This is a genomic window from Pontibacter litorisediminis, from assembly GCF_029360645.1.
Classification (GTDB): Bacteria; Bacteroidota; Bacteroidia; order Cytophagales; family Hymenobacteraceae; genus Pontibacter; species Pontibacter litorisediminis.
On sequence record NZ_JARDUA010000002.1, the window covers coordinates 819003 to 845545 of the forward strand.

Genomic DNA, 26543 nt, shown 5'->3' on the forward strand with positions numbered 1-26543 from the left:
TTTGCTTTGTTGGCCACAAATACTTTATACTTGCTGTAAATATAGACAAAGACATGCTTCAGCAACTAGCCTGCATTTATACGAATTCCTTTAAGGTGCCTCATACGGGGCTTCCGAGGTAATGTATTTGTGCGCTGCAAAAGAGCTGTAGATATAAACCACCAAGGGAGCCCCGCCACAAGCGGGGCTTTTTTGTTTTAACCGTATCTCAAACTTATATCAACCAAAATCAAAACCAAAATTATTTAACATGCCAAAACCATGAGAGCAAGTAGAACACCGATCAATGTAGCACAAAAAAGCAGCTTCCGACACGCAGACGGCAGCCTGGTGCTAATTGCGGGACCATGCAGTGCCGAGAGCGAAGAACAGATGTTGAAAACAGCCCAGCTGCTTAAGTCCATTAAGGGCATTAACGTGCTGCGCGCTGGTATCTGGAAATCGCGCACACGCCCTAATTCCTTCAAGGGTGTCGGTACGGTGGGGCTACAGTGGCTCGAAATGGTGAAAAAAGAAACCGGCCTGCGCACCGCCTGCGAAGTGGCCAATGCACAGCATGCCGAGGAGGCCATGAAGTATGGCATAGACATCCTGAGCATCAGCGGACGCGCTACGGTAAACCCTTTCGCCATGGAGGAGATAGCCGCTGCCCTGAGAGGAACCAACATGCCTGTGCTGGTGAACAACCCGGTATACCCGGACCTGGGCCTTTGGCTGGGGGCGCTGGAGCGCCTCAACCAGGCCGACATCACGGACCTGGGCCTGATAAACCGTGGCTTTGCCGCCGACGAGCAGTACCCGTACCGCAACCACCCGCGCTGGGACCACATGCTGCAGCTGAAGGACATGCACCCGGAGCTGCCTATACTTTGCGACGCCGCCCACATTGCCGGCCGCCGCAGCCTGCTGTACCCGGTTAGCCAGAAGGCGGTAGACCTGGGGGCCGATGGCCTGCTGTTCGAGTCGCACGCAAATCCGGCTGCGGCCCTTAGCAGCCCACAGCAGCAGCTGATGCCGCAGGAACTGGACCTGCTCATCAACGCGATCGAGACAAAGGTGAAATTGGAGGGCACCAACCACCTGGTGGAACAGCTTGATGACCTGAGCCAGCAAATGGACAGCATGGACAAAGCTTTGATGGAGCTATTGCTGCGTCGGCGCGAGGTGTCGCAGAAGATAAGCCTGCACCAGATGGGCGATGTGCAGGAGAGCCTGCAGGTAAGCCGCTGGCAGCAGGAGCTCGACGCCTGGCTGCAGCGCGACGACTATACCGAGATGGACAGCCAGTTTGTAAAGTCGCTGATGGAGGCGCTGCAGCAGCATCGCCAAAGCCCGCAAAGCGGTGTGGGCTCCACGGCCGTGGCCTAAAAAATAATATTTATTTTGGATTTCTAACGTTAGCACACTAGCTTTAGCAGCAGATAGAATTGTAAACACAGATGTCGCACAACACTTTTTATTTTAGCTATTACTTTTTTGGTACTCCGCCGGGGCTCCACAGGTAATGCTATTGTGTTTGCGTAAAACTAAAGTATAAACCAGAGAAGCCCCGCCACAAGCGGGGCTTTTTCTTTTTACCCCCTCACCATAAAACATGAACAAGACAAGAATAGCGATCCAGGGCGGCCCGGCCTCCTTCCATGATGCAGCTGCCAGGCAACTGCTTTGCGCCACACCCACGGAGACGGTGCCCTGCAACACCTTCCGCAGCCTTTGCTCGGAACTGGAGCAGGCGCAGGTTCATGCCGCCGTGATGGCCATTGAAAACACCCTGGCCGGCAGCCTGCTGCCAAACTACGCGCTACTGCAGGAGCACCGTTTGCACGTTGCGGCAGAGCTGTGGCTGCCTATAGAGCAGAACCTGATGGCGTTGCCCGGGCAAAGTATAAGCGACATACGCACCGTACTGTCGCACCCGGTGGCGCTGGCGCAGTGCGGCGGATTTCTGCAACAGCACCATTACCTGAAACCCCAGGAAACCCATGACACTGCGGACAGCGCCAGAATAATACGGGAGCAGCAACTACCGGTAACTGCTGCGATTGCGGGTAAGGCAGCAGCAGCACTGTATGGAATGGAGGTACTGGCAGAGAACATCGCCGACACTGCCCACAACCATACCCGCTTCCTGCTGCTACAGCGGGAACAGCCTGCTGTGCCAGCCGCTGCCGACAAAGCCATACTTACCTTCCGGAAGCCACTCCATACTTCTACTCTCACGCTGCTCCTGAGCCTGCTGCAGAAGTATCAGGTAGAACTGACACTGCTGCAAACGTTACCAGCGCACGACGCACGGGGGCAACTGGTAGCAGAGTTGGAGGCAGCACATATAGAGCCACTACAGGAAGCAATTGCACAGGTAAAGCCGCTGGTGGAAGAGCTACAGGTGCTGGGCTTGCTCCAAAAAGCAGCACGCCCAGCCACAGCCCCCACAGAAAAAGAAACAGCAGCCATATTATAAAGATGATGATCATACCTAAGGCAGACAGGCTACAGCACGTGCAGGAATACTACTTCTCGCGCAAGCTGGCAGAGGTGCGGGCACTGCAGGCGCAAGGCAGGCATGTCATTAACCTTGGCATCGGCAGCCCCGATATGGCTCCTTCTTCAGCTACCGTAGCGGCGCTTACAGCATCGGCACAACAGGCCGAAAGCCACGGCTACCAACCTTACAACGGCACAGCCAGGCTACGGCAGGCCATGCAGCAATGGTATGCACAGTTGTACCAGGTGGCACTGCAGGAGCAGGAAATACTTCCGCTGGCAGGCTCTAAAGAAGGCATCTTCCATGCATCCATGGCCTTTCTGAACCCCGGCGATAAGGTGCTGGTGCCCAACCCCGGCTACCCTGCCTACGCAGCGGCGGCACGCCTGGCTGGCGCTGAGGTAGTAAGCTACACGCTGAACGAGGCGACCGGCTGGCTACCGCAGCGGGAGGAACTGGAGCAACTGGTGGCGCAGGGCGGTTGCAAGATCATGTGGATTAACTACCCGCACATGCCCACAGGCACGGCTACCGCCGCTCAAACCCTGGCGTGGCTGGTGGAGTTCACCCAAAGGCACGGCCTGCTGCTCATCAACGACAACCCCTATAGCCTGGTGCTGCACCAGCAGCAGCCACTCAGCCTCTTAAGTATAGCAGGCGCTAAAGACAATTGCCTGGAGCTGAACTCACTAAGCAAATCGCATAACATGGCGGGCTGGCGTGTAGGCATGGTGCTGGGCCGGCAAGAATACCTCTCTGCCATACTTGCCGTGAAGAGCAACCTCGACTCAGGCCAGCTGCTGCCGGTGCAGGAAGCAGCTGTTTCTGCCCTGCAAAACAGCCACACTTGGCATGCCGAGCGAAACGCAGCGTACGCCCACCGGCAACAGCTGGCGCACCTTCTCCTCGATGCGCTTGACTGCACTTATCAGCCAGACCAGGTAGGCATGTTTGTGTGGGCCCGCGTGCCGGAGGAGGTAACAGATGTAGAGGCGTACCTCGACAAACTGCTCTATGAGCAGGGTATTTTCCTGACGCCCGGAAAAATCTTCGGCAGCCAGGGCGAGCGCTACCTGCGCGTGTCGCTTTGCGCCCCGGCCGACCAGCTTGAAGAAGCCATCAACAGAGTTAAATCATCAGTAGAAATCATAACACAATTATAACCATGACAACCACAACTAACCTGAACACCACCGCTACCACAAAGATCTTGAACGGAGGTCCGCTACCAACCGTAATTGCCGGCCCCTGCAGCGCCGAGTCAGAAGAGCAGATGCTGCAAACGGCAAGGGAGCTAAAGAAAGACCACCGCGTATCCATTTTCCGGGCAGGCATCTGGAAGCCGCGCACCCGCCCGGGTATGTTCGAGGGTGTGGGCACTGTGGGGTTGGAGTGGCTGCAGACGGTGAAGCAGGAGACAGGGCTGCAAACTGCTGTGGAAGTGGCCAACACCCAGCACGTGGAGGAAGCGCTGAAGCACGGCGTGGACATTCTGTGGGTGGGCGCGCGCACCACCGTTAACCCTTTCTCGGTGCAGGAACTGGCGGATGCATTGCAGGGCGTGGATATTCCGGTGATGGTAAAAAACCCAGTTAACCCCGACATACAGCTGTGGCTGGGGGCGCTGGAGCGCCTGAACCGTGCGGGTATTACGGACCTGGCGCTAATCCACCGTGGCTTCTCCACCCCCAGCAACAAGCCTTACCGCAATCATCCCAAATGGCAGACAATTCAGGAGATCCGCAGCCTTGCCCCTGGCATTCCGCTGCTCTGCGACCCGAGCCACATTGCCGGGCGCCGCGATCTGCTGGAGACCGTGAGCCAGCAGGCACTGCACCTTGGGGCAGACGGCCTGATGATCGAGACGCACATTAACCCGGATGTGGCCCTGAGCGATGCCTCGCAACAGGTAACCCCCGCAGGGCTGGATAAGCTGCTGACCGCGTTGGACCTGGAGTCGGAGAAAGTGGCACAGCCGGAGCAGCTACAAGACCTGCGCACCCTTATCGATAAGCTGGACCATGAGTTGCTGAACGTGCTGTTCCTGCGGGCTGATGTGTCGAAGCGCATTGGGGAGTACAAGCGCGCCAATGCCCTGGATATTTACCAGGCAGGCCGCTGGAAGCAGATCATTGAAAACAGGCTAAAAACAGCCGGCGACATAGGCCTGGACGAGGATTTTGTAAAAGCTATCTTCGATGCGATCCATGGTTTCTCGCTGGGCATACAGAACGAAGTGTTTGCGGCACCGGCTGCAGTCAAACCTGTGGGGCAGGCGTAGTTCACCTATACTGTTGGAGTTGAGTAGCTGCCGGGAACGTACTTCCGTCGAATTTTAGAAGCGTTACAGGGCACGTTTTGTACCTTTACCTTGTTGCAAGGCAGCAATACTTAACAAGAAATTTACACTCATGAAAACTCCTATCTCGCGCCTCCGCACTGTTGGCATTTACGAAGGCTTGTCTTACCTGCTACTGCTAGGCATTGCCATGCCATTGAAGTATATGTTTGACATGCCGCTGTTTGTAAAGTATGTAGGGTGGGCGCACGGTGTGCTGTTTGTGCTGTACATGCTGGCGTTGCTGCAGGTAACGCTGGCGCACAACTGGGGCCTCCGCAAGGTAGTGGCTGGCTTTATCGCCTCCCTCCTGCCCTTCGGCCCGTTTATACTCGATAAGAAACTGCTGCACGAGGAGGAGCAAAAAGCGCAACAGGAGCAAAAACAGAAACAAGTAGCTTAATTCTGCGATTTCTATACTTGTGAGTCCCATCTGCTTGTAGAGCAGGTGGGATTTTTTCTTTTATGCAGACTCTTTGTTAGTACTTGCTTCTCTGGAGTAGGCGTTCGTTTGTGCCCGGCAGTGGCTTTCTGCAACTGTACATTAGCTACACTTCCTTAGTCGCTGTATTCTGCAACTTGATACAAGCTATACTTCTAGCTGCTGCTGATCCTCCCGCTAGCGCGAGCTTATAGCTCGTGCTTTCTCTATTGCCACTGCTTCCCGTAGCTTGACATAAGCTATCCTTGCTAACCCCTGTTCATCCACGGCCTTACAACCAATTTGTTGCATTTCACACTTTGGTGCTCTCCAGCCCGAGAGGGCTCGTCCTCGGGCATCGCGCTGTCTACATTTCCTTTGCTCCTGACGTCGCAATTTCGCTGAAGCGAAACCGGAAATCTAGAAGGCGCTCAACCCAAGGACTGGGAACAGTTTTCGATAGCCACCGCTTATGCAACTTGACCCAAAGTCGCCCTTGGAAGGGGGCAGGGGGATGATAATCGTTCACGAGCAATTCCCCTCCTCGGAGGGGCTAAGGGGTGGGTTTATACTTGCGTGGACAGGTCGCGACCTGCCCACGCAACGGCAGCAACTATGAAACTTATACTTTAGCCAGAGCAGTTACAGGCTCCCCTCCTTGGCTAAGGAGGGGCAGGGGTGGTTGGAGCCGGTGCCGCAGAATTCCCCGAAACAGCCTCGGAGTTTTCAACTCCTAAGCGGGTAATAGAAGTATATGGACTACTTGGCGCAAGAAGAGGTAGTAAGATAACTGGCCTTCATAAACTTCCAAAATGTAGAATCTATGGTAACGAACGGAGCGCTAGGAGACAGTAGAAACCGATACGGCTAAGGGTATGAATCTGCTGCTATACCTCTTTACGCCGTGCCTCTGCCTGGGCAATAATGCTGGAGGCCAGCAGTTGCAGGGCATGGTAGATCATGATAGGCAGCAGGATGATTCCCACCATCGTGCCTCCCGGGAACAGCACCTTTGACATGACTGTGCCATGCACCAGCGACTTTTTGGAGCCGCAAAAGACGGCCGTGATCTGGTTTTCACGGTTAAAGCCCAGAAGTTTTGTGATGCCTATTATAATGCCGTACACCAGGAAAAACAGCCCAATCATGGCAGCGCCGAGCAGCAAAATATCGCCCACACTGTAGCCACTGAACATTTTGCGCGCAAACGACTCTGAGAAAGAGGTGAAGACAATGAGTAGAATGATGACCTGGTCAAACACGCGCAAGCGGCCTTTGTTGCGTTCGGCAAAGCTTCCCCAGTAACGATGCAGAATCACCCCGAACACCACCGGCATCAGCACCTGCAGCACCAGCTTGCCCATTACGCTTCCCATATCAAACTCACCGGTGCTGGTGGTCAGGAAGAGCCCCATCCAGAGCGGCGTGATGAAAATGCCCATCAGGCTGGAGATGCTGGCGTTAAAGATCGCGCCTGGAATATTTCCCCCGGCAATGGAGACCATCACCACCGAGGAGGACACGGTGGAAGGCAGCGCCGCCAGGTAAAACACCCCCAGCCAGAGCAGCTCCTGCGGTGTATCCTTAAACACGGCATGTAGCGGGAGTATGAGCAATGGAAAAAGGACAAACGTACTTAGCTGCACTGCCATATGGAGCTTCCAGTTGCTCAGCCCCACCTTCAGTTTTTCCGGGCTCAGGCGTAAGCCGTAGAAGAAAAAGATAACGGATACACCGTAGTTGGCCACATCACTTAGCGAGATCGGCTCCCGGTCCACGCCCAGCTCTGGCCAGAGGTAAGCCAGCACAATCATGCCTATCAGCGCCAGCAGGAACCAGTCCAGGCCCACGCGCGCGGCCATGGCACTTGCTCTTGGTATCAGGCCAATGGGCTCCTGCTTCGTTGGGTCTGCTTCTTTCTTCATCATCCGCAAGTATACGCAATCTATAGGTTTTAAACGCAAACAGCCGCTGCAACCATAGCTGCCGCGGCTGTTTGCGTTTATACTTGATAATGCTTAAAAATCCAGCATATCAATACTTTCCAGCTCAAATTGATTTGTCTCCTCTTCCTCCACTGTGGTAGTATCGGGGTTGGTCACGATTAGGTCGCGGGCGCGGCCGTAGAGGCGCACGTTCGGGTACAGGTTCTCGTACTCTTCCTGCGAGATTAGCCCGCGGCGGCGCATAATGCCCCCCAGCATGCGGTAGTAGCCAGACTTCCAGCTGCGCAGGTTGCCCGAACTGTCGAAAGAGGCACGGTAGCGTTTTGGGCTTGGGATGATGCTGGTGAGGAAGATCGCCTCAGCCAGGTTCAGTTCCGAAGGCTGCTTGCCAAAGTAAAAGCGGGAGGCATCCTTGGCACCGTACACATCCGGCCCCCACTCAATAATGTTGAGGTATACTTCGAACATGCGGTTCTTCGACACCAGGTCCAGGTTCTCGATCAGCCATACGATGATGGCTTCCTCCACCTTACGGGCAATGGTTTTCTGGCGCGTCAGGAACACGTTTTTCACCAGCTGCATAGAGATAGTGCTGCCTCCCCGGGCAAACTCGCCCTCCTCCAGGTTCTTGATAATGGCCTGCCGGAAAGCCTCCTCATGGAAACCGTTATGGCTGTAGAAGCCCGCGTCCTCGGCAGAAAGTATAGCATTGCGCAAATAGGGCGAGATTTGGCTGATAGGAGCATAAAACGGGTTGGCCGGCCCTACTGTAAACGTACGGATAGGTTTGCCATACTCGTACATGGTATGGGTGAACGAACCGTTTATCTTCTGCAAATTCGTGTTGCCCCACTGCACAATCTTAAAGTCCTCGGAGGCATCCAGGTCCGAGTCAAACACCACCTGCTCCAGGCTGTCCATGTTCAGGTGGAAGTTGAGGTCGTACTGCAGCCATCCCTCGGCCTGTATCCCCTCCAGGTTCTCGAAGAGGCCCTGCGGCAGGGAGTTAAAGAAATCGCTGCCCTGTATCTTGTCCGACTTCACCTTCAGGTCATATATTTTGGAAGGGCGGGTTTGGTAGGAAGCGTACACCTTGGCCTTGGCCTTGTTCACGCGCACTTCCGTCAGGCTATCCACCACGTACAGGTTCGGTCCAATAGTCACCACATAGTCCACTTCGCCTTCGGCCACATGCACATCTTCCGATGCTATCTTTGGCTGGCTCACCACCAGGTTATTCACCATGGCGTTGCCGCGCATGGTTAGGTTGTCTTTGCGGTACTCCTTATCCTGAAGGCTAAGGTGCAGGGTATCAAAGGCCACGGTGGCATCAAAGCGCTGCTTTACGTAAGGCAGGCGTATACCCACCGTGTCGTTGGCATAAATGCTGGCCGTGATGTTATACTTGCGCGGGTCTATGGTACCCTTTACATGCATGTTGTTTACCAAAGAATCCATGCTGATCAGCACATCCGACTCAATGTTGCCATCGTCTATCAGCAGGTAGGGCATCTTCACATCAATGGTGCGGTTGGTAGATACGTAGGAGGCATTCAGGTTCTTGAAGTCCACCTGGTCAGGCACGTTATCAAAGGCTGTTTCGATAAGGCGGTTAAGCAACTGGCCGTAGTTGCGGCCGGCGGTAGAGTCTTTGGGCTGCGCAGGCGCGTCCTCATCCTTTTTCAGCAGGAAATCGAAGTTAGTCTCGTTGCCCTTCTTCACGGCGGTCAGGTAGCCGTCATTCACCTCCAGGCGCCGGAACACGATGCGCCCCTTAAAAAGCGAGCGAAAGCCAACAGTGGCGTGCACGCTGTCTGTAGTGAAAAGGGTGTCGCGGCCGTTCGGCACCAGTGTGATATCGTTAAGCACTACGGCGTTCCAACCTACAAACGCAGCATTCCCAATGTTCAGGTCTACCGGGTAGCGGTTCTCCACTTTCGTGATGATGCGGTCTACGGTATAGCTCAGCAATTTGCTACGGAAGGCAAAAAGTAATGCAAACAGGAGCACAAAGAAGGCTAGCACGCCGCCAACCCAAATCAGAATTTTATTTTTCAAACGATGGTCCAAGGTATAATTCGATGCGAATTAAGTAATAAGATCTGTATCTAAAAAAGTGGCGGTCAATTATAAAGGCTGATCCTTATATAGCGGTCCCCAAATCAACCTATATACCTATTTTACCACTTATTACGGCTGTGGCCCAGTTAGGATATGCCGCCTGCAGCCACAGCCGCAAGCATAGTGCCAAAATAAACTGATGCACAGCACCTTAACTTATATAAAAGCCAATTAGTTGCACCTTCCCCGTAGGCAGCGGTGCCGTATAACGCTGCCTATCCTATAAACGGACACCGTAGAATTGGCTTCGTGTGGCAAACGTGTGTATCTTTGAACAGGAGAACCACATCCCCAAAACATGAACCTGACAACACTCACCGCTATCTCGCCGGTGGATGGCCGTTACCGCCGCCACACCAGCGACCTTGCCCCCTTTTTCTCAGAATTTGGCCTGATCCGCTACCGTGTGCTGGTGGAGGTTGAATATTTTATCGCGCTTTGTGAGCTGCCGCTGCCACAGCTGCAGGAGGTAAGCCACAGCATCTTCCCGGAACTGCGCGCCATTTACGAGAACTTTACAGAGCAGGACGCCCTGACCATCAAGGAAACGGAGAAAACCACCAATCATGATGTAAAGGCGGTTGAATATTTTCTGAAGGAGAAGTTTGATGCCCTGTACCTGGGCGAGCACAAGGAATTCATCCACTTCGGGCTTACCTCCCAGGACGTGAACAACACGGCCATTCCGCTGTCGCTGCGCGAGGCGCACGAGCGCGTGCTGCTACCAACCTACCAGGCCATACTGCAGAACCTGCAGGGGCTGGCACAGGAGTGGAAAAGCGTGCCGATGCTGGCGCACACGCATGGGCAGCCGGCCTCCCCTACCCGCTTGGGCAAGGAGATCATGGTGTTTGCCGAGCGCCTGCAGCGCCAGCTCGACCTGCTGGCACAGGTGCCGTTTTCGGCCAAGTTTGGCGGCGCAACCGGTAACTTTAACGCCCACCACGTGGCCTACCCAAGTATAAACTGGCCTGAGTTCGGTAACCGTTTTGTGCAGGAGCAGCTGGGCCTTACCCGCAGCCAGTACACTACCCAGATAGAGCACTACGATAACCTGGCCGCCTACTTCGACGGACTCAAGCGCCTGAACACTATCCTGCTCGACTTCTCCCGCGATGTGTGGCAGTATGTATCCATGGGCTACTTTAAGCAAAAAATAAAAGCCGGTGAGGTGGGCTCCTCGGCCATGCCGCATAAGGTGAACCCAATCGACTTCGAGAACGCCGAGGGCAACCTGGGGATTGCCAACGCCCTGCTGGAGCATTTGTCGGCCAAGCTGCCGATCTCCCGCCTGCAGCGCGACCTGACCGACTCTACCGTGCTGCGCAACGTAGGGGTGCCGCTGGCGCACGCCCTTATCGCCTTGAAGTCGTTGGAGAAAGGCATTGGCAAGCTGGAACTGAACGAAGCTGCCCTGTACGCGCACCTGGAGGATAACTGGGCCGTAGTGGCCGAGGGCATCCAGACGGTGCTGCGCCGTGAGGGGTATCCGCAGCCGTACGAGGCTTTGAAGGAGCTGACACGTAAAAACGAGAAGATGACGGAGGAGCGCATCCACACCTTTATCGACACGCTGCAGGTAAGCGAGGAGGTAAAGGCGGAGCTGAAGCAGATCTCTCCGTTTAACTACACCGGCGTGGAGCAACTGACATAAAGGAATATTGCCCTAACAGACAGGAGCCCCGGCAGTTGAGACTACCGGGGCTCCTGTTTTAAGTGCCGTTATACGTTGCCCCTATACTTCGCTTCGCTGCAGGCCGTGCTGCAGAAAATAGGCTAGGGTGAAGCGCTCATCTCTTCCTGGTTTATACTTCCCAGCCCGTGGCTCCACCTGAAAGTCCCCCTCATTAAAAGGCTTGTAGAAGTGGATGTTCTCCGGAGTGTAAGGCAGCTGCTGATAGGTAACCCCTGCCGCTGCTGCCAGTTCTGCCATACTGTACTCGCGCTCCCCTAGCAATGCCTTTACCTGTTTTCCGGTAAAATCCTGCCGTTGCAGGTGGTTGGCAGCCTCAAAGGCCACCTCATAAGAGGAGATGTAAGGCAGCATCAGGTCTGGTGCGTAAGGCGTGTGTAGCCCCCAGTTCAGGTTCTCAAAGAAGTTACCGCAGCGCAGGTGCAAAATGTGCTGCGGCAGGCACTTGTCCAGCTCCTGCTCCAGCGCCACTAATCGGGTAGGTTGCCCTGCCTTTTTCACAATGCTGTTGCTGATGTTGACGATGTGCGTGACAGGGGTGCCGTGCAGTAGCCGCGCCAGGCGCTTTGCCGTGGCCGGGACATCCGCAAAAGCTTCATCGGGCACCGTCAGGAACAGGCTGATGGCTCCACCAAAGGCCTGCTGCAGAAAAGCGTCATCGTTAAAGTCTCCCTCCAGGATGGTTGCCCTTTCCTCAAATTGGCTCAGGCGACCACGGCTGCGGCCTGCCACGGCTACTTTTGCGCCCTGTTTGAGCAGTTGCTGCGCTACTTTGCCGCCAATGTTGCCTCCGGCGCCCAGCACCAGTATGTAACTTCCTTTTTCCATAGTATAGGTGTGTGGTTAAGTGTGCGGCAAAATAAACCTGCCACTGGGGAAGTATGGAAAGCGGGCAGACAGACAACCATAAGTGGCAGACGGAATGCAGCGGGTGCTACCAGGGCAGCCCGTCCAGGTGTATGTGCTGCGGGTAAAAAGCCTGCTGCCCGGCCGGCGACAGCAGCATGGTGTTGGAATCGTATAACTGCTCCCCGGCAGGCTGGTGGTAGTATAAAGTACAGCCGTCCAGCGTATACCAGCCCAGGCGGCTGTAAAAGGGCAGCAGCGCGTCGGCACAAAGCAAGAGGCCATAGGCACAGCCGAACTCATTGAAGATGAACGGCGCGGCTTGGCGCAGCACCTGGCTGGCGTAGCCCTTGCCACGGTGGGCTTTGGGCGTGATAACGTTGTTGATGCCGCCTACTTTATACTTTTGCCCGTCCATACTTACCTCGCGCAGCACCACATGGCAAAACGTGGCTATTTCATCCAGCTCATACTTTACCAGCACCCAGTCTGGCTGCGCCCACTGCCGCTCCTGCACAAAGGCCACATGCCCGAACTCCTCCGCTACATACTGCTCCAGCACCCCCTTGGTGGAAGCGCTGAGCTCCGTGTATTTTTCTGCCTTGATCATCAATGTTGAAGACAATTATTTTCTTACAAGTGGCTGCACGACCCTGAACGTAAGTACCTTACTGCCTGCTTGCCCCTTTTCAGTTATTCCCTGCACTACCACTACATACACACCGTCCTGGTCGGAGGTGTAGAAATGCATTTGCTTTTCTTTCCCCGCCTCTAGCACCAGGTTTGGCTCCCAGTGCAACAAGTTGCGGAGATCTGCCAGGCGGCTTTGCTTTTGCTCCGGCGTTCCGTAGGCGGGGGCGTAAAACTCCCGCTGCAACTGCAGCCCGTCGTACGCCTGCAAGAGCGCCTTGGGGTTTAGCTCAAAACCTGCCAGGTCGCCTTTGTAGGTAGTGTAGCTCACGAGGCCGTCATACACCAGGAGCCCATTGAAAAACCTGCTCGTTATCACATCCAGCTTCTGCACCTTGAGTGGGTCAAACGCCATGATCTGGTCTATATCGAAAACGGGAATTCCGTCCAGCAACACCATCGGGTTATTCTGGAATATGCTTCTGTAAGGTCTGTTAAAGACCATGAACCGGAACTTCCCGCTCTGTCTCCGCACCTGAACGCCCGGCACATACTCCCGCATCACTTCCTCCATCACCTTAAAGCGCTTGTAGTCGTCCAGGAAGTACCGCTCATCGGGCTTTCCGTAAAAGGAAACGCTGTCGGCAGTGGCTGGCAAGGTTCTGTTATGCTGGCTGCCGAAATAAGCCTGTTGCACCTGTGTCTGTACGTGGCGTAGCGTTAGCTCCTGCTCCAACCCATCGGAGATGGTGAACGCCGCCCGCTTTCTTTCCACATACTTATCAGAAAAAGGAGAAAACAATTCGAAGTGATACGTGCTGTCCTTTGTGTAATCGCTTTGCAGCACCACATCCCTGTCTCCGTAGAAATCCCTTACCTCAAACCTGATCAACCCCTCGTTATTGCTGGTGGAGTTGTACAGGCGCGCCATCTTGTCTGGGGAGGCTAGGTAAGTAACGATACCTGGTGCCGGCTTACCGGTAGCCTTATGCGTGACCCTTCCCCGGATCTGATGGCCATTGTATTCGGGCAGGAACCGGTACGGCGCCTGTTCTCCTCCGATCACCTCTTCCCATTTAAAGCGGCTCCACCCGTGCGTCAGCATCAGGTTCTCCGTAGCCTCACGGTCCGTGGCGCCTTCTCCGGCAAAGTAGTAGGCGGGGCGCTCGATAGTGCCCTTCAGGTCGGACGTCAGCCACAGGTAGCTCTCTATACTTGCTTCCATGCCTGGCTGCAGAGAATCGAGCCGGTACACAGCCATCGAGAGGTTGGCAGTGGCCGCCTGCGCCGTTGGCTCCTGCGCCAGCATACTTAGGGTCACCTTATCGCGGGTGGTATAGTTTGCCCTGTCAGCAGCCACGCTCAGTTGCAGGCCTTGCTCAGGGGACTTAAAGTACAGACGCTCGCAAACCGGCTGCCTGTTTGCATTGAACACAGTGAAATGGGTAATGCCATCTGCCAGCGCCTTTCTATCTACCAGGAAAACGGCCGCCCCCTGGTTTAGGGCAGCTGCATCTGCCACTGCCACCATTTGCCGGGTGTGGCCCAGCAAGTAGAGCTGTTCGCCCGGCAGCCCTACCTGCCTGACAGTTATCTTCAGCCGATCAGTGTCTGTCTCCTCCAGTTGCAAGGCATACCCCTGCGCATACGCGGCAGGTAATTTCTTTTTGATACTCTGGCTATCTGCAAGCGTTAAGGTAGCGGTATACTCCTTCCCTGCTTCTGGAGTAAAGGTAAAATGCCCCATCCCGAACTTGTATGGCTCAAACGTGGCGACTGTGTATCCGTGCTGGTCGTGCAGTTCTCCTTTAAAACTGGCTCCCTTGCCTGTGCGCTCGTTTACTACCTGAAAAGCTATTTTATTCACCACGCCGGCTACCATGTTGCCTCCCTCCGGAAAGAATTGCGCGGCATAGGCCGGGGCCGCAGGTGCAGCAGGTGTCTCAAGCTGCCGAAAGGTGTTAATGATACTTACCGGTTGCTCAAAATAAAAGTCCGGGCTGAAGTTCTTCATCCAGTTGGTGTATGCCCTAACGGTGTAGTTTCCGGAGGCTAAGGTGGCCGGCAGCGTAAACGCCCCATTGCCCGTCCCTGCTTTTAAAGCAACTTTCGCCTGCAGCACCGGCTTGCTGGCGGCATCCACCACCTCCACATAAGCTACTTTGCTTAGGTCCAGGGGCCTGTGCAGCGTGCCGTCCACGTTGTAGAGCTTAAACCACATGGTTTCGCCGCAAGCGTACACGGGCCTGTCGATGTGCAGGAAGAGCTTTTCCTGCAACGCCTTTTTCCGATACAGGTCAAAATCTTGCGTTATACTGTTGAAAGGCGTGGTTTGGGCTGTTGCCGCGCCAACACAAGCCAGGCAAAGCAGGCAGCAAAGTACGGCTTGCAGGCAGCTTCCTGATATGCCATTGGGCGTTGGCCTCCATCTCTTTCGCAGCATGTTGTAGGGCGCTTTTGTTAGGCTCATCATCTATTCCCAAAAGTCAGGTTTCACGTTTGTGCCTCTGGTCCTGCAGTCAACACAGTTCACCGAGGCATAGGAGAACCCGATCGGCCTCATTCCCCCATTGGGCGGATATACCTCATACACCGGCATGATCGCGTTATTGTCGAAGTAGTCTGAGATTTTAGATTCAGCTAAGAACATGGTGTCAATGGTGCACAGCGGGATGAACGTGCGCCACTCCCGTGGCAGCTCCTTTGAGTCGATAAAGATCCGCTTTGTCTGCATGGTTGATGCTGTTATAAAGCCTATCACAGGCTCTTCCGGATCGCTTATGCAACGAATGTTTCCCCTCAGCTGTGAAGGCAGGGGGTCAAACAGGGTCCCAATGCTCTCTGTGTTCTTTTTAAGGATCTCCCAATACTCATAGGCTTCGCGGGAAAGGCCGAACTGCTTCACCAGTATGCTGTATTTTATGGCGATCTTCTCGGAGTTGTAGGGGATAGAGTAAAGCTTATAGTTGCTGATCACATCCTTGTTGAGACGTATGGAAGTGCCTAACTCAATGGTGTTGGAGCGCTCGGTTCTCCAACAGTTATAAATATCCGGGTCAGTGTTATCCCGCCACTCAATGGTGTCGTTCGCATACTTCAGCGAAGTATAAAAGGCCGGCCTGTAATGCCAGGTGTTCTCAAACTCCCAGCGGTAATACCAAGTGTCGTTGCCGGGGTCGTGGGAGCTAACGTATAGCTGCACCCGGTCATCTACCGGTTCCCACGTCACCGCATCTATGGCCGGGGTTTGCTTTACCTCTACAAACTCAGAGGCATACTCCTTCCCGTTAGCGGTTCTGATAAAGAGTCTGTACTTCGTTGCGGGATTCAGGCTCAGGTTATCTGTTTCATAGTTCCCGGCTCCAGTCTCGCGGAGCATGTAGCTCTCCCCGTTATCTGATTCTATCTTAACCACGGCTTGTGTCTCTGCCGGGGGCAGGGTCTCCTCGCTCAGGTTCTGTGTCCGGAGCAGTTGCACCGTAGTAGGCCCGCTGGCGTTAATAAAGCCGTTCACCACCAGGTAGCTGTTAGGTGCCTCCAGCACTTCAGGTGAATAAGGCTCCACGCAGCTGCACACACACAGCATCATGAGCCATCCTGTTATAATGTTCCAGATCCTGATCTTCATGTGCTAAAACTTAAAATTATAGGTAACGGTAGGAATCGGTTGGCCGAAAACTGACATTTTATACCCTCTGACCTTACCGTTCTGTGATTTGAAATATACTGAATAAGGATTCCTGCGCCCTGTCAGGTTGTACACGGCCAGGGTCCAGGAGCTATGCGCCAGCTTCCTGACCTTGTGGTTGCCCTCTATGTTCATAGCCAAGTCTACCCGGTAATAGTCCGGAACGCGGTACTGGTTTCTGTCTGAGTACAGGATGCGCTGGGTGCTGCCATCGTAATACTTGGCCAGCGGCAGAGTGATCGGGCGCCCCGTGCTATAGGTAAAGTTAAGCGACGTGCTGAAGCGCTGGCTAAAGCGGTAGTTGCTGATGAGGGTAAAGTCGTGCGGCTTATCGAAATTGCTCGGATACCACTCCCCTCTGTTGATGATTTCGGAAGTAGCCGGGTCGTTCACGCGCACCAGCGTGCGCGAATACGTGTAGCTTACCCACCCGTTCAGCTTGCCGGTGGCCTTTTTCAGCATCACCTCCACGCCATACGCCTTGCCCTCCGCGTTGGCCACCTCTGTTTCGATATGGTGGTTCATGATGATGGAAGCGCCGCTTCTGTAGTCCAGGAAATCCTGCATCCATTTATAGTACCCCTCTACAGAGAGCTCAATGGTATTCGCCCTGAAGTTTCGGTAGTAACCTAGTGCCACCTGGTCGCCTAGCTGCGGCTTAACGTTACTGTCACTCAACTTCCAGGTATCGGTAGGCGACATGGAGGCCGTGTTGGAGAGCATGTGCACGTACTGGCGCAGCCTGTTGTAGCTTGCCTTCACAGAGGAGTTGTCATCCAGGCCATACCTGGCCGAAAACCTGAACTCAGGGCCGTGGTAGGTGGCAACGGACTCTCCGGCCCCATAAGACAGGGTATCCGTAACGGAGTACACTGTTTTAGGGACACCGGGGGCGTACGCGTATACCTCTCTTGCCCCCAAGGCATTGAACATGGAGTAGCGGAGCCCGAAGGAGAGGGAGAGCCGCTGGCTGACGTCATACCTGTCGGAGATGTAAACGGCGCTTTCCAAAGCTTTCTCCTGCTGTATCCTGTCTGCCGTGATCAGTGATTCGCTGCTGTTAGGCGAGAGGCTGCCCGGCGACACGTGGTACAGAATGGAACTGGCGCCAAAGTCGAGCGTGTGCTTTGCGTTAGGGAAAAAGTTAAAGTCTAGCTGGAGTCCCGCCTGCTCGATGCCAAAGGCCAGCCTGGCCGCGTTTACTTCATTTTCCTCATTAGTGATGTCGTAGCCGTAGTGGCTGTAGGTACTGGTGAGCACGCTGTACAGCTTGTTATGGAAGTTGTGCTTCCATTTTATACTTGCGTTCTGGTTCTTGTAGCGGTAAAGCGTATCAGCCGCCAGCTTAAACTTGTCCTTGCTGAGGTAGCCGGTAAAGTATAAGCTGTTCTTGCTATTCACCTCGTGGCTGATGTGGGCATTCACATCGTAGAAGGAGGCTTCGCTGTTCTTAAACGATTTGTCCGGTAGCTGTTTCAGGATCCAGTTGGAATAAGTGGTGCGCCCGCCCAGCAGGAAAGAGGTTTTATCTTTCACGATCGGCCCTTCCAGCGTTAGCCTGCTCGTTAACAGGCCGATGCCTCCTGAGCCCGAGAACTGCTTTTTGTTTCCTTCGCGCGTTGCCACCTCCAGCACGGACGACAAGCGGCCTCCATACTTGGCAGGCACGGCGCTTTTGTACAGCTCCACCGACTTCAGCACGTCCGGGTTAAACGCGGAGAAAAAGCCGAACAAATGCGATGGGTTGTAGATGGTGGCATCGTTGAGGAGGATCAGGTTTTGGTCTGTAGAGCCGCCGCGCACGTTCATCCCGGTGCTTCCCTCGCCTACTGATTTCACTCCCGGCAAGGTCAGCACCACGCGCAGGATGTCAGTCTCGCCAAAGGCCGTTGGCACCTGCTTTATGGTTCTGATGTCCAGCCGCTCCATGCCCATCTGCAGGCCCGACACGTTCCGGTCCTTCTCCGCCTCCACCAACACCTCTTTCAGCCGGCGCACATCTTCTTCCATCTCAATATCCAGCTTGCCATCGCTGTGCAGCACTACCTGGCGCCGGGCGTTCTTTAACCCCACTCCACGAATTCTCAACTCATGGCGGCCCACCGGTAAGGTAAGCGAGTAATAGCCATACTGGTCGGATGCCGTGCCTATACTTGGCGACTCGATGTAGACATAGGCGCCGATAATGGCCTCGCCTGTCTTCGCATCCCGGATCGTACCGGCCAAGTTAGCCTTCCCCGTTTTGCCACCGCTTCCTGGCAGGCCAATTTCATAGAGCTTCAGTTCAGATACCGCTTTTCTTTTGGTTTCCTGCTGAGGTACGTACAGGTCGGCTATCTGCTCGCGGGGTACCGCCTCCGCCTCATTGTTGTGGTTGAAGTAATCTTCCGGCAGGCTGGTAAGCACCGCTTTCTCCCTGGTTATGAACACCTGGCGCTGCGCACTTATGGCAAAATGTAGCGGTGTGTTCTCCAGCGCCAGCTCCAGCACCTTGCTCAGGGGCTGGTTATTTGCCTGTAAGCTTACCGAGATGCTGTCTACAGCTGCCGGATCGAAATAAAAGGTGTAAGCCGTTTGTGTCTCCAGGTTCTGAATAAACTCCTGAAACGGGGAGTTGGAATAGTTGCCTGAAACAAGTGGCTCCTTTTGCTGGGCAATGCCATGCGTTAGGGCGCCGGCAAAAAATAACAGGAAGAGAAAGAGTTTTCGGTAGATGTGCGGCATATAAAGTGGAGGCGACAGTATAGGTGGGGAATAGCTAAGCTTAAAAAGCGGGATCAGTTCTTCAGCGCATCGTACTGCTGCGCTACTTTAACAATCGACTCCTCCTGCTGCTTTCTGAACTTAAGCCTATTCTCCCTTATAAATTTTCTGAGCTGTTTTTTCTCGTCCTGCAGTACTTTCAGCACTGAACGCTTCTTCCTTACCTGATGATAGACGCCGTCTTTGTACAGGTAATACCTGTCGGCATTCCTGTACTCTCCTTCAAACCCATCCGGTGAGACCCGCTCCTGCGCTTCTTTGTGCCGCCGTGCAAAAACCTTGATGTTGCCATCATAGAGTAGGCCATAAAAACTTGGCTGAGCGGGTGAACCAAGCGTGCTGTCAATACGCATGTTCAGGAAAGTCTCCCCGTTGAGCACAAAAGACTTTACCTTCGGTTTAACCAGCTTCAGGGCATACCCGCTGGTACGGTGCATCGTAATCACTTCATCAATTATCACATCGTAGAGCAGGGGTACTTCCTCGTGCCAGACCCCCTCATACTGCACGGCACCTGCTGTATATGTCTTGCTCTTAAAGTACTGGTGCCCCTCCATGTAGGGCTTTGAGAGAAAATAATACTCTGCACCAGTGTACAGGTGGCTCTGGTGCTCTACACTGTCTCTATAGGATTCCGTAGCGCCTGCCATTGCTTCCCTCACAAAGCTGGTATCCGGAAGTTGGACTTGAGCTACCACCAGCTGCGGCCGAATTACAAGAACTAAAGCGATAATAAGTACAGACAAATACTTTTGCATAAACAGAGAGAGACGCACCTGGCAATTTCTAGCTAATATATGCTTAATTGTATGTTATAACAAACTTTTTTTGGCTGCAAACTTCTAATCTGTCTTAGTTAAGGACAAGCCGAAGGGGTTGGCTCTATCCTGAGCAAGCTGTAATATGACTGGAGGCTACAAAACACCTATACTTTCACCTTCTCCGCCAGCTCCCACACAGCCTGCACAAAGCGGCTCCAGCTAAAGCGCTTTTTATACTTGCTGCTGTTCTCTGAGAAGGCGGCTCCTGCCGCGGAAGTATAAAACTGATGAATGGCAGCGGCAATTGCCTCCGGCTGCGGCTCCACCACATAGCCCACCTCGCCGTGCGGAACCAACTCAGAGAGGCCACCAACGCGGGTCACCACCATGGGTTTATCGAAGTGGTAAGCTACCTGGGTCACGCCGCTCTGCGTGGCATGCTTGTAAGGCTGCACCACCAGGTCGGCGGCGCAGAAGTAGTGGCGCACCTCCGCGTTAGGTATAAAGTCGGTACGCAGCACCAACTTGTCCTCCAGCTGCAGCTCCTGGATTAGCTGCAGGTACGGTGCGGCATCTTCGTAAAACTCACCGGCAACGATCAGCTTGAGGTGCTGCAATTCCTTTACCTGCGGGTCGGCCATCGCCTTCAGCAGCAGGTCCAGCCCCTTGTAAGCGCGGATAAAACCGAAAAAGAGAAGATAGTCATACTTGGGATCGAGGCCTAAGGCTGCGCAGGCTGCCTCTTTGGTCTCGGCGTCGCCAAAGTTATCGTAGAGGGGGTGTGGCAGGTAAACATTTGGCTTCTTGGGCTCAAACCGCTCCAGGTCCTGCTGCACCGAACGCGACAGCGTCACGAACCCGTGGCAGGAACGGAGAAAATACTTCGTGAAAGGCACATCGCCGGGCCGTTTCTCGTGCGGCACCACGTTATCGGTTATCGCCAGAATACGGCTATACTTGTTACGGCGGATGAGGCGGGCCATGGTGCCTAACGCAGGCCCCATAAACGGCAGCCAGTAGCGGAACACCACCAGGTCGGGTTTTTGCTTGCTGATGTATTGCCCCGCACGCCACCAGCTTAAGGGGTTAACGGAGTTGATGAGGACCTTGATGCGCAGCCCCGGAGGGGCCGGCTCTGTGGTTAACTGGCTTTTGCCCGGAAAAAGAAACGAAGGGTATTGCAGGCTGAACGTAACGATTTCCACCTCACAGCTTGCTTCCTGGAAAGCGTAAGCCAGCCGCTCGTTAAAGGTAGCCATGCCACCGCCACGCAAGGGGTGCGCCGGCCCAACTATGGTTACCCGCTTCGCCATTACTTCTTAATGGCGCCCACTTTGTCGCGGATGAGGTATTCGTTCCGCTTGTTCGAAGCCATAGAAATCATCTCGGCCAGGAAACCTGCCAAAAACAGCTGCACACCCAGTATAACGGCCACCAAAGCCAAAAAGAACAAAGGCTGATCCACGATATCGCGCACGCGGCCACCAGCATAGAGGCCAAACAGCTTTTGCACGATCAGCCAAACCGTAATGCCCAGACCTACCACAAACATAAGCGTGCCAAAGGAGCCGAAGAAGTGCATCGGGCGCTTCTTAAAGCGGCTCACAAAGGTAATAGAGAGCAGGTCCAGAAATCCGTACACAAAGCGCTCCAGGCCAAATTTAGTGGTGCCATACTTGCGCTCCTGGTGCTGCACCACCTTTTCCCCAATTCTGGTAAAGCCGTTCCACTTGGCAATAACGGGTATGTAGCGGTGCATCTCACCATGTACCTCAATGCTTTTCACCAGCAGCTGCCGGTAAGCTTTCAGGCCACAGTTAAAGTCGTGCAACTCTATGCCCGACAACTTGCGCGTGGCCGCGTTAAACAGTTTGGTAGGGATGGTTTTACTTGGAGGGTCAAAGCGTTTCTTTTTCCAGCCGCTCACCAGGTCATACTTCTGGTTCTTGATCATGTCGTAGAGCACCGGGATTTCCTCGGGGCTATCCTGCAGGTCAGCGTCCATCGTAATCACCACTTCGCCCTCACAACGGCGGAAGCCCTCGTTCAGGGCGGCGGATTTGCCGTAATTGCGGTTAAAGCTGATGCCCTTCACGGCTTTGTCCTCCTCCCCCAAGGCGTTTACCACGTCCCAGGAGCGGTCGGTACTGCCGTCGTCCACCAGTATCACCTCATAAGAGAACTCGTGCGCGTGCATCACTCTCCTGATCCAGCGCACGAGCTCAGGCAGCGACTCCTCCTCGTTAAAAAGCGGAACTACTACCGAAATATCATAAGCGTATTGCATGTTCTATTCAAACTCCGGTCGTGATCTCTTCATAATGGCAGAGATGATCAGCGACAGGATAAAGCCTCCAATAAGTCCATTCTTCAGAGCTCCCCAAAGCTGGTTTACCGGCGTATTCTCCGCCAGGATCGCATCGCGCTGCTCCTCAATCACACTATCATCAACACCCAGCATGATCATTTGTTCCAGGGCGGCATCCACCATCTTCTCAGGTATGGTCGGATCCACGAACTGCACGTAGAGCATGGTGAACAGGCCGGAGATCAGGCTGGCGATCACCATGGTCAATATACCAACCATGAGCCCCTGCAGGTACGTCATGTAACCGCCATTGGCTTTTCTGTACTCGCGCATGGCCAGCACAATAATGGTGATGGAAATGATCAGGGACACAGCAAAGGCTAAGAAAATATTCCCAAAGCTTTCTGTAATGTACCCGTACAGCGAGAACAGGATGGAAATAACACCTGCCAGCAGGCCCCACTTCAGGGAAACAGGAAACACAGAAGGAGCTTTCTCGCTCGCGAAGGGTTGGTTCTCAGTCATAGTTGATGTGTTATAGTTTTAGATAAATCATTTCCTGAAAAACACGGCTGCCACCAACGTAAAAACGCTTCCCACTATCATCCGCCACAAAAAGAAATCGGCCGCCTGCGTGGTGGGAGTAGTCTCCCCCATCGCCTGATACACCTTCTGGTAGGCATCCTCCCCTAGCAGCTGTACCTGCTGCTCGCGCGTCTGCTCCATGATCGCCCGCATCTCGGCAATGTGGTTCTGCAATATCTCCGGTCCTACCAGGTAGATGAAGGCCAGCACCAACAGTGCCGAGGTTAGGGCAGTATAGAATGTTACGGCTAACCCAACCCGAAAGCCCCTTCCAAAGGTAAGGTCTGTGTCGATATAGCTTTTATAGTTGCGGATGGCCAGGAAAATAAAGATCGGGATAGGCAGGTAGGATATCCGCCCCACGTCCCCAAAGGGATTATACCCGATAAAGTACAGCAACGCCACCAATGCAAAGCACACCAGCCCGCTCAGCACGCCATAGCGTATACCTATCCGCACAACAGTTTGATTAAACATAGCTTTCTTCCTGGGCAAGAGCGGCGCCAAGCGCTCCTTTCTTAAATATAGGTATAAATATATTAAAAAGAATCGTTGAGCACTAGCTGCCCTTTATGAATTGTTCCTAGTACCTGGCCCCGCAACTCGCGGCCAAAGAACGGGCTGTTGTACGACTTTGACTTACTCTGCTCCGCCGTTGGGGTCCAGGGCTTGTCAGGGGTGAACAGGGTGATAGAAACAGCCTCGCCCACCGCAAAGCGCGCTTGCGGCAAACCGAGTATGCGGCGCGGGCCGGAGGTCAGCTTTTCGATCAGTTGCTCTAGCGGCAGCTCCAACGTGGTGTTGGCCACGGCAAAAGCCGTTTCCAGGTTCGTGATGCCAAACTCCGCCAGGTCAAACTCCAGCTTCTTAGCCTCCACATCCTGCGGCATGTGCGCCGATACCAGGGCATCAATGGTGCCGTCTCGTAGTCCCTCTTTTATGGCGGCGGCATCCGCTTCGCTTCGGAAGGGCGGCGTTACTTTATAGTTGGTGTCAAATGGCTCGATGGTTTCATCGGTGAAGGCCGTCTGGTAGCTGGCTACGTCGCAGGTTACCTGCAGCCCCTCTGCCTTGGCCTTACGGATAGCCTCTACTGCAGCAGCCGTAGAGATAAGAGAAAAGTGCAGCTTGCCTCCGGCATAACGCAGCAGCTGTAGGTCGCGGGCCACGGTTACTTCCTCCGCCAGGGAGGGAATGCCCTTCATGCCCAGTCGGGTGCTGGCCTCTCCCTCGTGCATCTGCCCATTTTCGGTGAGGCGCGTATGCTCCGGCCTGTTCATCAGCAGTCCGTTAAAAGGCTGCAGGTACTGCAACGCCTTCAGGATCACATCAGCGCCCTGCAGCGGGTGCGTGCCGTCTGTAAAGGCCACCGCACCTGACTGGTGCAGGTCGATCATCTCGGTCAGGTCTTTGCCTTCGGCATCAACTGTTATGGCAGCCGCGGGTAGCAGCGTTACCGGTAAGCTGAAGCTTTTGTTGCGTATAAAAGTGAGGGCACCTTTTGTTTGCACCACCGGCTGCGTGTTGGGCAGCAGCAGCACCTCGGTAAAGCCACCGGCTGCAGCGGCGGCGGCCAGGCTCTCCAGGTCCTCTTTATACTCCAGGCCCGGCTCCCCGGCATACGCCTGCATGTCCACCCAACCGGCCGATACGCTTAATCCGTCGGCGGCTATTATTTTATCGGCCTGCTGTTCATCAGGACCTATGTACGTAATGGTGCCGTTTTCAAGAAGGATGTTCTGCTGCTGCAGGTGATACTCAGACTGTTGGTTGTAAATGGTTGCTGCTCGGAGAAGTACTTTCATGTTAGAGGAATCTAATAAGTGCTATTTCGGCCATCAGGAAAAACAGACACAATATTAGGCAATATTTCCAAAGCTTTACGCCAAAATATCTTTTTTCGAACTCCCCCTTCACCGAAAAAGCATCCCCATAGTCGTAAACATGCACGTTTGGCCGGCTTTCCCCCAATAGTGCCCGCAGCTCATCCGGGCTATACTGCTCCAGGTAAGACTCTTCTTTGCCGTAGTTAAAGGCCAGGTTAGCAACTACCGAGTCCTGCAGCTGCAACGTATAAAAGCCTGCCTCATTCATATCCGGGGGCACATTGAAGTACAACTTACCGCCACGCACCTGCTGCTCCGGAATAAAAGACACCGTATCCTTCCTTAACTCGTAAATCCCCTCCCGCTTCGTCTGCACAGGGGCTGGCAGCTGAATTGTGCCGCCACCTAGCGTATAGGCCACCTGCTGTGCCTGCTTGTAGCTGCTGATGGCCATCCTGTACATAATGGGTACAAAAAGGGCATGGTTGGGCAAGGTGCTGTACTCTTCCTGCAGCGGCGCCGCCATGAGGTAAACAGTGCCACCTCCCCTGTCAAAGCGCGAGAGGAAGGGAGCGCCACCCCTGTACTTTAGGATGTTGTCTGAAGCTCTCGACCAGGCGATATTTCTGGCTGCAGCAGGCATCTGCATATCTGCGTTGAAATCAGAAAAAATGCTCCGGAAGAAAGGGTTGTTAGGATCTGGTACTGCCAGGTTTGTCTTTGATGTTGCTGCTCCGGTGAAAGAGGCAGCAATGTTTAAATTCTGAAACAAGGCAGCGTGTGCCCCACGGTCACTCCCTGCAGGAGGAATCACGGCAAGCGTGCCTCCTTCGCGTACATAATTCGCCGCGGTAGCCGCCAAGGCAGCCGACAAAGAGCTCACCCCATTCAGGATTACCATATCAGCAGCAGCCAGCGAGGCGTAATCAATGTTTCCGCTCCGGAAAGAGCTAAACTTAAAGAAGGGCTCGTTGCTGTACAACTGCTGCAAGGAGCTTTGCGCGTCGGTGACTTCCACCACCTGTATTGGAGCCGATGGGGCAAGCACAAAGTAATACGTGTTGTCAAACTCTACAGGGTAGTCCTCCACCTGCACATAGGCCTTTGTAACCCTATCGCCCGTTGCTTTGAACGACATCACCGCAGCAGTGGATTGGCTTGGCGCTAAGTCTATACTTAAGGCAGATGCCTGCTCATCCTGAATAAACAGTTTAACGGGCACGTCTTCTATTACTTCCGTACCAGTATTAGAGAGCAGCACATGAAGCCTGTTTTCCACGCCAGCCCTGATAAACTCATCCTCCAGGTACACCGAATCAATCGTGACGTTGGCAGTACTAGCCGCAGCCACCGGTATCAAATGAACTTGCGAAACTGAATCGACTGCATCGAGCAAAGCTGGTGTAAAGCCGTTCTTTTGAAAGTCAGAAAGTATAAAAATGTGCGACCCTTTGCTTTGTAGAGCTGAGGAAGGATCAAAGCTTTTGGCGGAGTAGTCCAGCAGGTCAAGCACAGCCGCGGCCTCTCCCTTCTGTAGGGCCTTTCCATGATTTAGATTTTCTGTGGAAGAGAGTTTGAAAGAAGCAGAAGCGGCAAATAGATCTGTTATAGCTTTTGCTTTATCTGTTGCTACCTGTAACAGGGCAAGGTCGTCGTCCTGATGAAGGTTTTGCATGCTGAAGGAATTATCAATGGCGATGGCCACATCTGAGTCGTTTGGGGCAACTGCCATGTTTGAGGCGGGTAGGAAAGGCTGCGCGAAAGCCAGCACCAGGAATACGATGAAGAGGATGCGGCTAAGAAGTATAAGCAGCTCCTTCAGGTTCCGCTGGCTAGCTGTTAGGTCCTTTGACACCTGAATAAAACGGACGTTGCTGAACATCACCCGCTTGGCGCGTCTGAGCTGCACCAGGTGAAGTATGATGGGTACAGCCACAGCTGCCAGTGCAAAGAGGAAAGACGGGTACAGGAATGCCATAGCTCAAGTTAAGGAGGAGCAACAGAAAAAACAATTGCCCAGAGGCTATACTGGGATTGGGGGGGAGAAGTTGGCTTTGCGGCCTTGGCTGGCCTGTCTCCTTTGCCGGTTAGGCTGGCGGCGGTGGGGTGGGTGGGGTGGGAAAAAGAAGAAG

The 26543-nt window shown here is 54.0% G+C and carries 20 protein-coding genes; 6 read left to right on the forward strand and 14 right to left on the reverse strand.

Annotation, left to right across the window (positions count from 1 at the left end; translation table 11 throughout):
• Positions 1–261: 261 nt before the first annotated feature.
• The 5 genes from PXG97_RS09700 to PXG97_RS09720 all read left to right on the forward strand — a co-directional run bounded on the left by PXG97_RS09700 (position 262) and on the right by PXG97_RS09720 (position 5226).
• Entirely contained in the window at positions 262–1368 is a 1107-nt protein-coding gene (locus PXG97_RS09700) for a chorismate mutase (protein WP_276497558.1), read from the forward strand.
• A gap of 226 nt (positions 1369–1594) precedes the next feature.
• Entirely contained in the window at positions 1595–2461 is an 867-nt protein-coding gene (locus PXG97_RS09705) for a prephenate dehydratase (protein WP_276497559.1), read from the forward strand.
• 2 nt (positions 2462–2463) lie between these two features.
• Positions 2464–3648: a pyridoxal phosphate-dependent aminotransferase gene (locus PXG97_RS09710; RefSeq protein WP_338088603.1), complete on the forward strand. Its 1185-nt coding sequence runs from the start codon at positions 2464–2466 to the stop codon at positions 3646–3648.
• Between the two features lie 2 nt (positions 3649–3650).
• Entirely contained in the window at positions 3651–4766 is a 1116-nt protein-coding gene (locus PXG97_RS09715; protein ID WP_276497560.1) for a chorismate mutase, read from the forward strand.
• Positions 4767–4896: 130 nt separating this feature from the next.
• Positions 4897–5226, forward strand: coding sequence for a DUF3817 domain-containing protein (locus PXG97_RS09720; RefSeq protein ID WP_276497561.1), 330 nt, complete (start codon positions 4897–4899; stop codon positions 5224–5226).
• Positions 5227–6131: 905 nt separating this feature from the next.
• Here PXG97_RS09720 and PXG97_RS09725 read toward each other — a convergent pair.
• Positions 6132–7169 (reverse strand): bile acid:sodium symporter family protein, encoded by a 1038-nt coding sequence (locus PXG97_RS09725; protein WP_420851762.1) that lies wholly within the window; start codon positions 7167–7169, stop codon positions 6132–6134.
• Between the two features lie 93 nt (positions 7170–7262).
• Positions 7263–9248 carry a biosynthetic peptidoglycan transglycosylase gene (locus tag PXG97_RS09730; RefSeq protein WP_276497562.1) on the reverse strand — a complete coding sequence of 662 codons (1986 nt, stop codon included), beginning with the start codon at positions 9246–9248 and terminating at the stop codon, positions 7263–7265.
• Between the two features lie 361 nt (positions 9249–9609).
• Here PXG97_RS09730 and purB point away from each other — a divergent pair, with 361 nt between their 5' ends.
• Positions 9610–10965: an adenylosuccinate lyase gene (gene purB / locus PXG97_RS09735; RefSeq protein ID WP_276497563.1), complete on the forward strand. Its 1356-nt coding sequence runs from the start codon at positions 9610–9612 to the stop codon at positions 10963–10965.
• An 81-nt stretch (positions 10966–11046) separates the two neighbouring features.
• Here purB and PXG97_RS09740 read toward each other — a convergent pair whose 3' ends face one another.
• The 12 genes from PXG97_RS09740 to PXG97_RS09795 all read right to left on the reverse strand — a co-directional run bounded on the left by PXG97_RS09740 (position 11047) and on the right by PXG97_RS09795 (position 26389).
• Positions 11047–11832, reverse strand: coding sequence for an SDR family NAD(P)-dependent oxidoreductase (locus PXG97_RS09740; protein WP_276497564.1), 786 nt, complete (start codon positions 11830–11832; stop codon positions 11047–11049).
• A 106-nt stretch (positions 11833–11938) separates the two neighbouring features.
• On the reverse strand, positions 11939–12460 hold the full coding sequence (locus tag PXG97_RS09745) for a GNAT family N-acetyltransferase (protein ID WP_276497565.1): 522 nt from the start codon (positions 12458–12460) through the stop codon (positions 11939–11941).
• Between the two features lie 15 nt (positions 12461–12475).
• Complete coding sequence (locus PXG97_RS09750; RefSeq protein WP_276497566.1) at positions 12476–14923, reverse strand: hypothetical protein; 2448 nt, start codon at positions 14921–14923, stop codon at positions 12476–12478.
• 30 nt (positions 14924–14953) lie between these two features.
• Positions 14954–16108, reverse strand: a complete 1155-nt coding sequence (locus PXG97_RS09755) for a DUF4249 domain-containing protein (protein WP_276497567.1) — start codon at positions 16106–16108, stop codon at positions 14954–14956.
• Positions 16109–16111: 3 nt separating this feature from the next.
• A complete protein-coding gene (locus tag PXG97_RS09760) occupies positions 16112–18892 on the reverse strand; it encodes a TonB-dependent receptor (protein WP_276497568.1) in 2781 nt (926 codons plus the stop codon).
• 53 nt (positions 18893–18945) lie between these two features.
• Positions 18946–19581: a hypothetical protein gene (locus PXG97_RS09765; RefSeq protein WP_276497569.1), complete on the reverse strand. Its 636-nt coding sequence runs from the start codon at positions 19579–19581 to the stop codon at positions 18946–18948.
• A gap of 275 nt (positions 19582–19856) precedes the next feature.
• Positions 19857–21005: a glycosyltransferase gene (locus PXG97_RS09770; protein ID WP_276497570.1), complete on the reverse strand. Its 1149-nt coding sequence runs from the start codon at positions 21003–21005 to the stop codon at positions 19857–19859.
• On the reverse strand, positions 21005–21979 hold the full coding sequence (locus tag PXG97_RS09775; RefSeq protein ID WP_276497571.1) for a glycosyltransferase family 2 protein: 975 nt from the start codon (positions 21977–21979) through the stop codon (positions 21005–21007). The genes PXG97_RS09770 and PXG97_RS09775 overlap by 1 nt, the downstream gene beginning before the upstream one ends.
• A gap of 3 nt (positions 21980–21982) precedes the next feature.
• On the reverse strand, positions 21983–22525 hold the full coding sequence (locus tag PXG97_RS09780) for a DUF4199 domain-containing protein (protein WP_276497572.1): 543 nt from the start codon (positions 22523–22525) through the stop codon (positions 21983–21985).
• A gap of 27 nt (positions 22526–22552) precedes the next feature.
• A complete protein-coding gene (locus tag PXG97_RS09785; RefSeq protein ID WP_276497573.1) occupies positions 22553–23062 on the reverse strand; it encodes a DUF4199 domain-containing protein in 510 nt (169 codons plus the stop codon).
• Positions 23063–23124: 62 nt separating this feature from the next.
• Positions 23125–24390, reverse strand: coding sequence for a dihydroorotase (locus PXG97_RS09790; protein WP_276497574.1), 1266 nt, complete (start codon positions 24388–24390; stop codon positions 23125–23127).
• 1 nt (position 24391) lies between these two features.
• The gene (locus PXG97_RS09795; protein ID WP_276497575.1) at positions 24392–26389 is read right to left on the reverse strand and encodes a BatA domain-containing protein; all 1998 of its coding nucleotides are present in this window, start codon (positions 26387–26389) and stop codon (positions 24392–24394) included.
• Positions 26390–26543 lie beyond the last annotated feature (154 nt).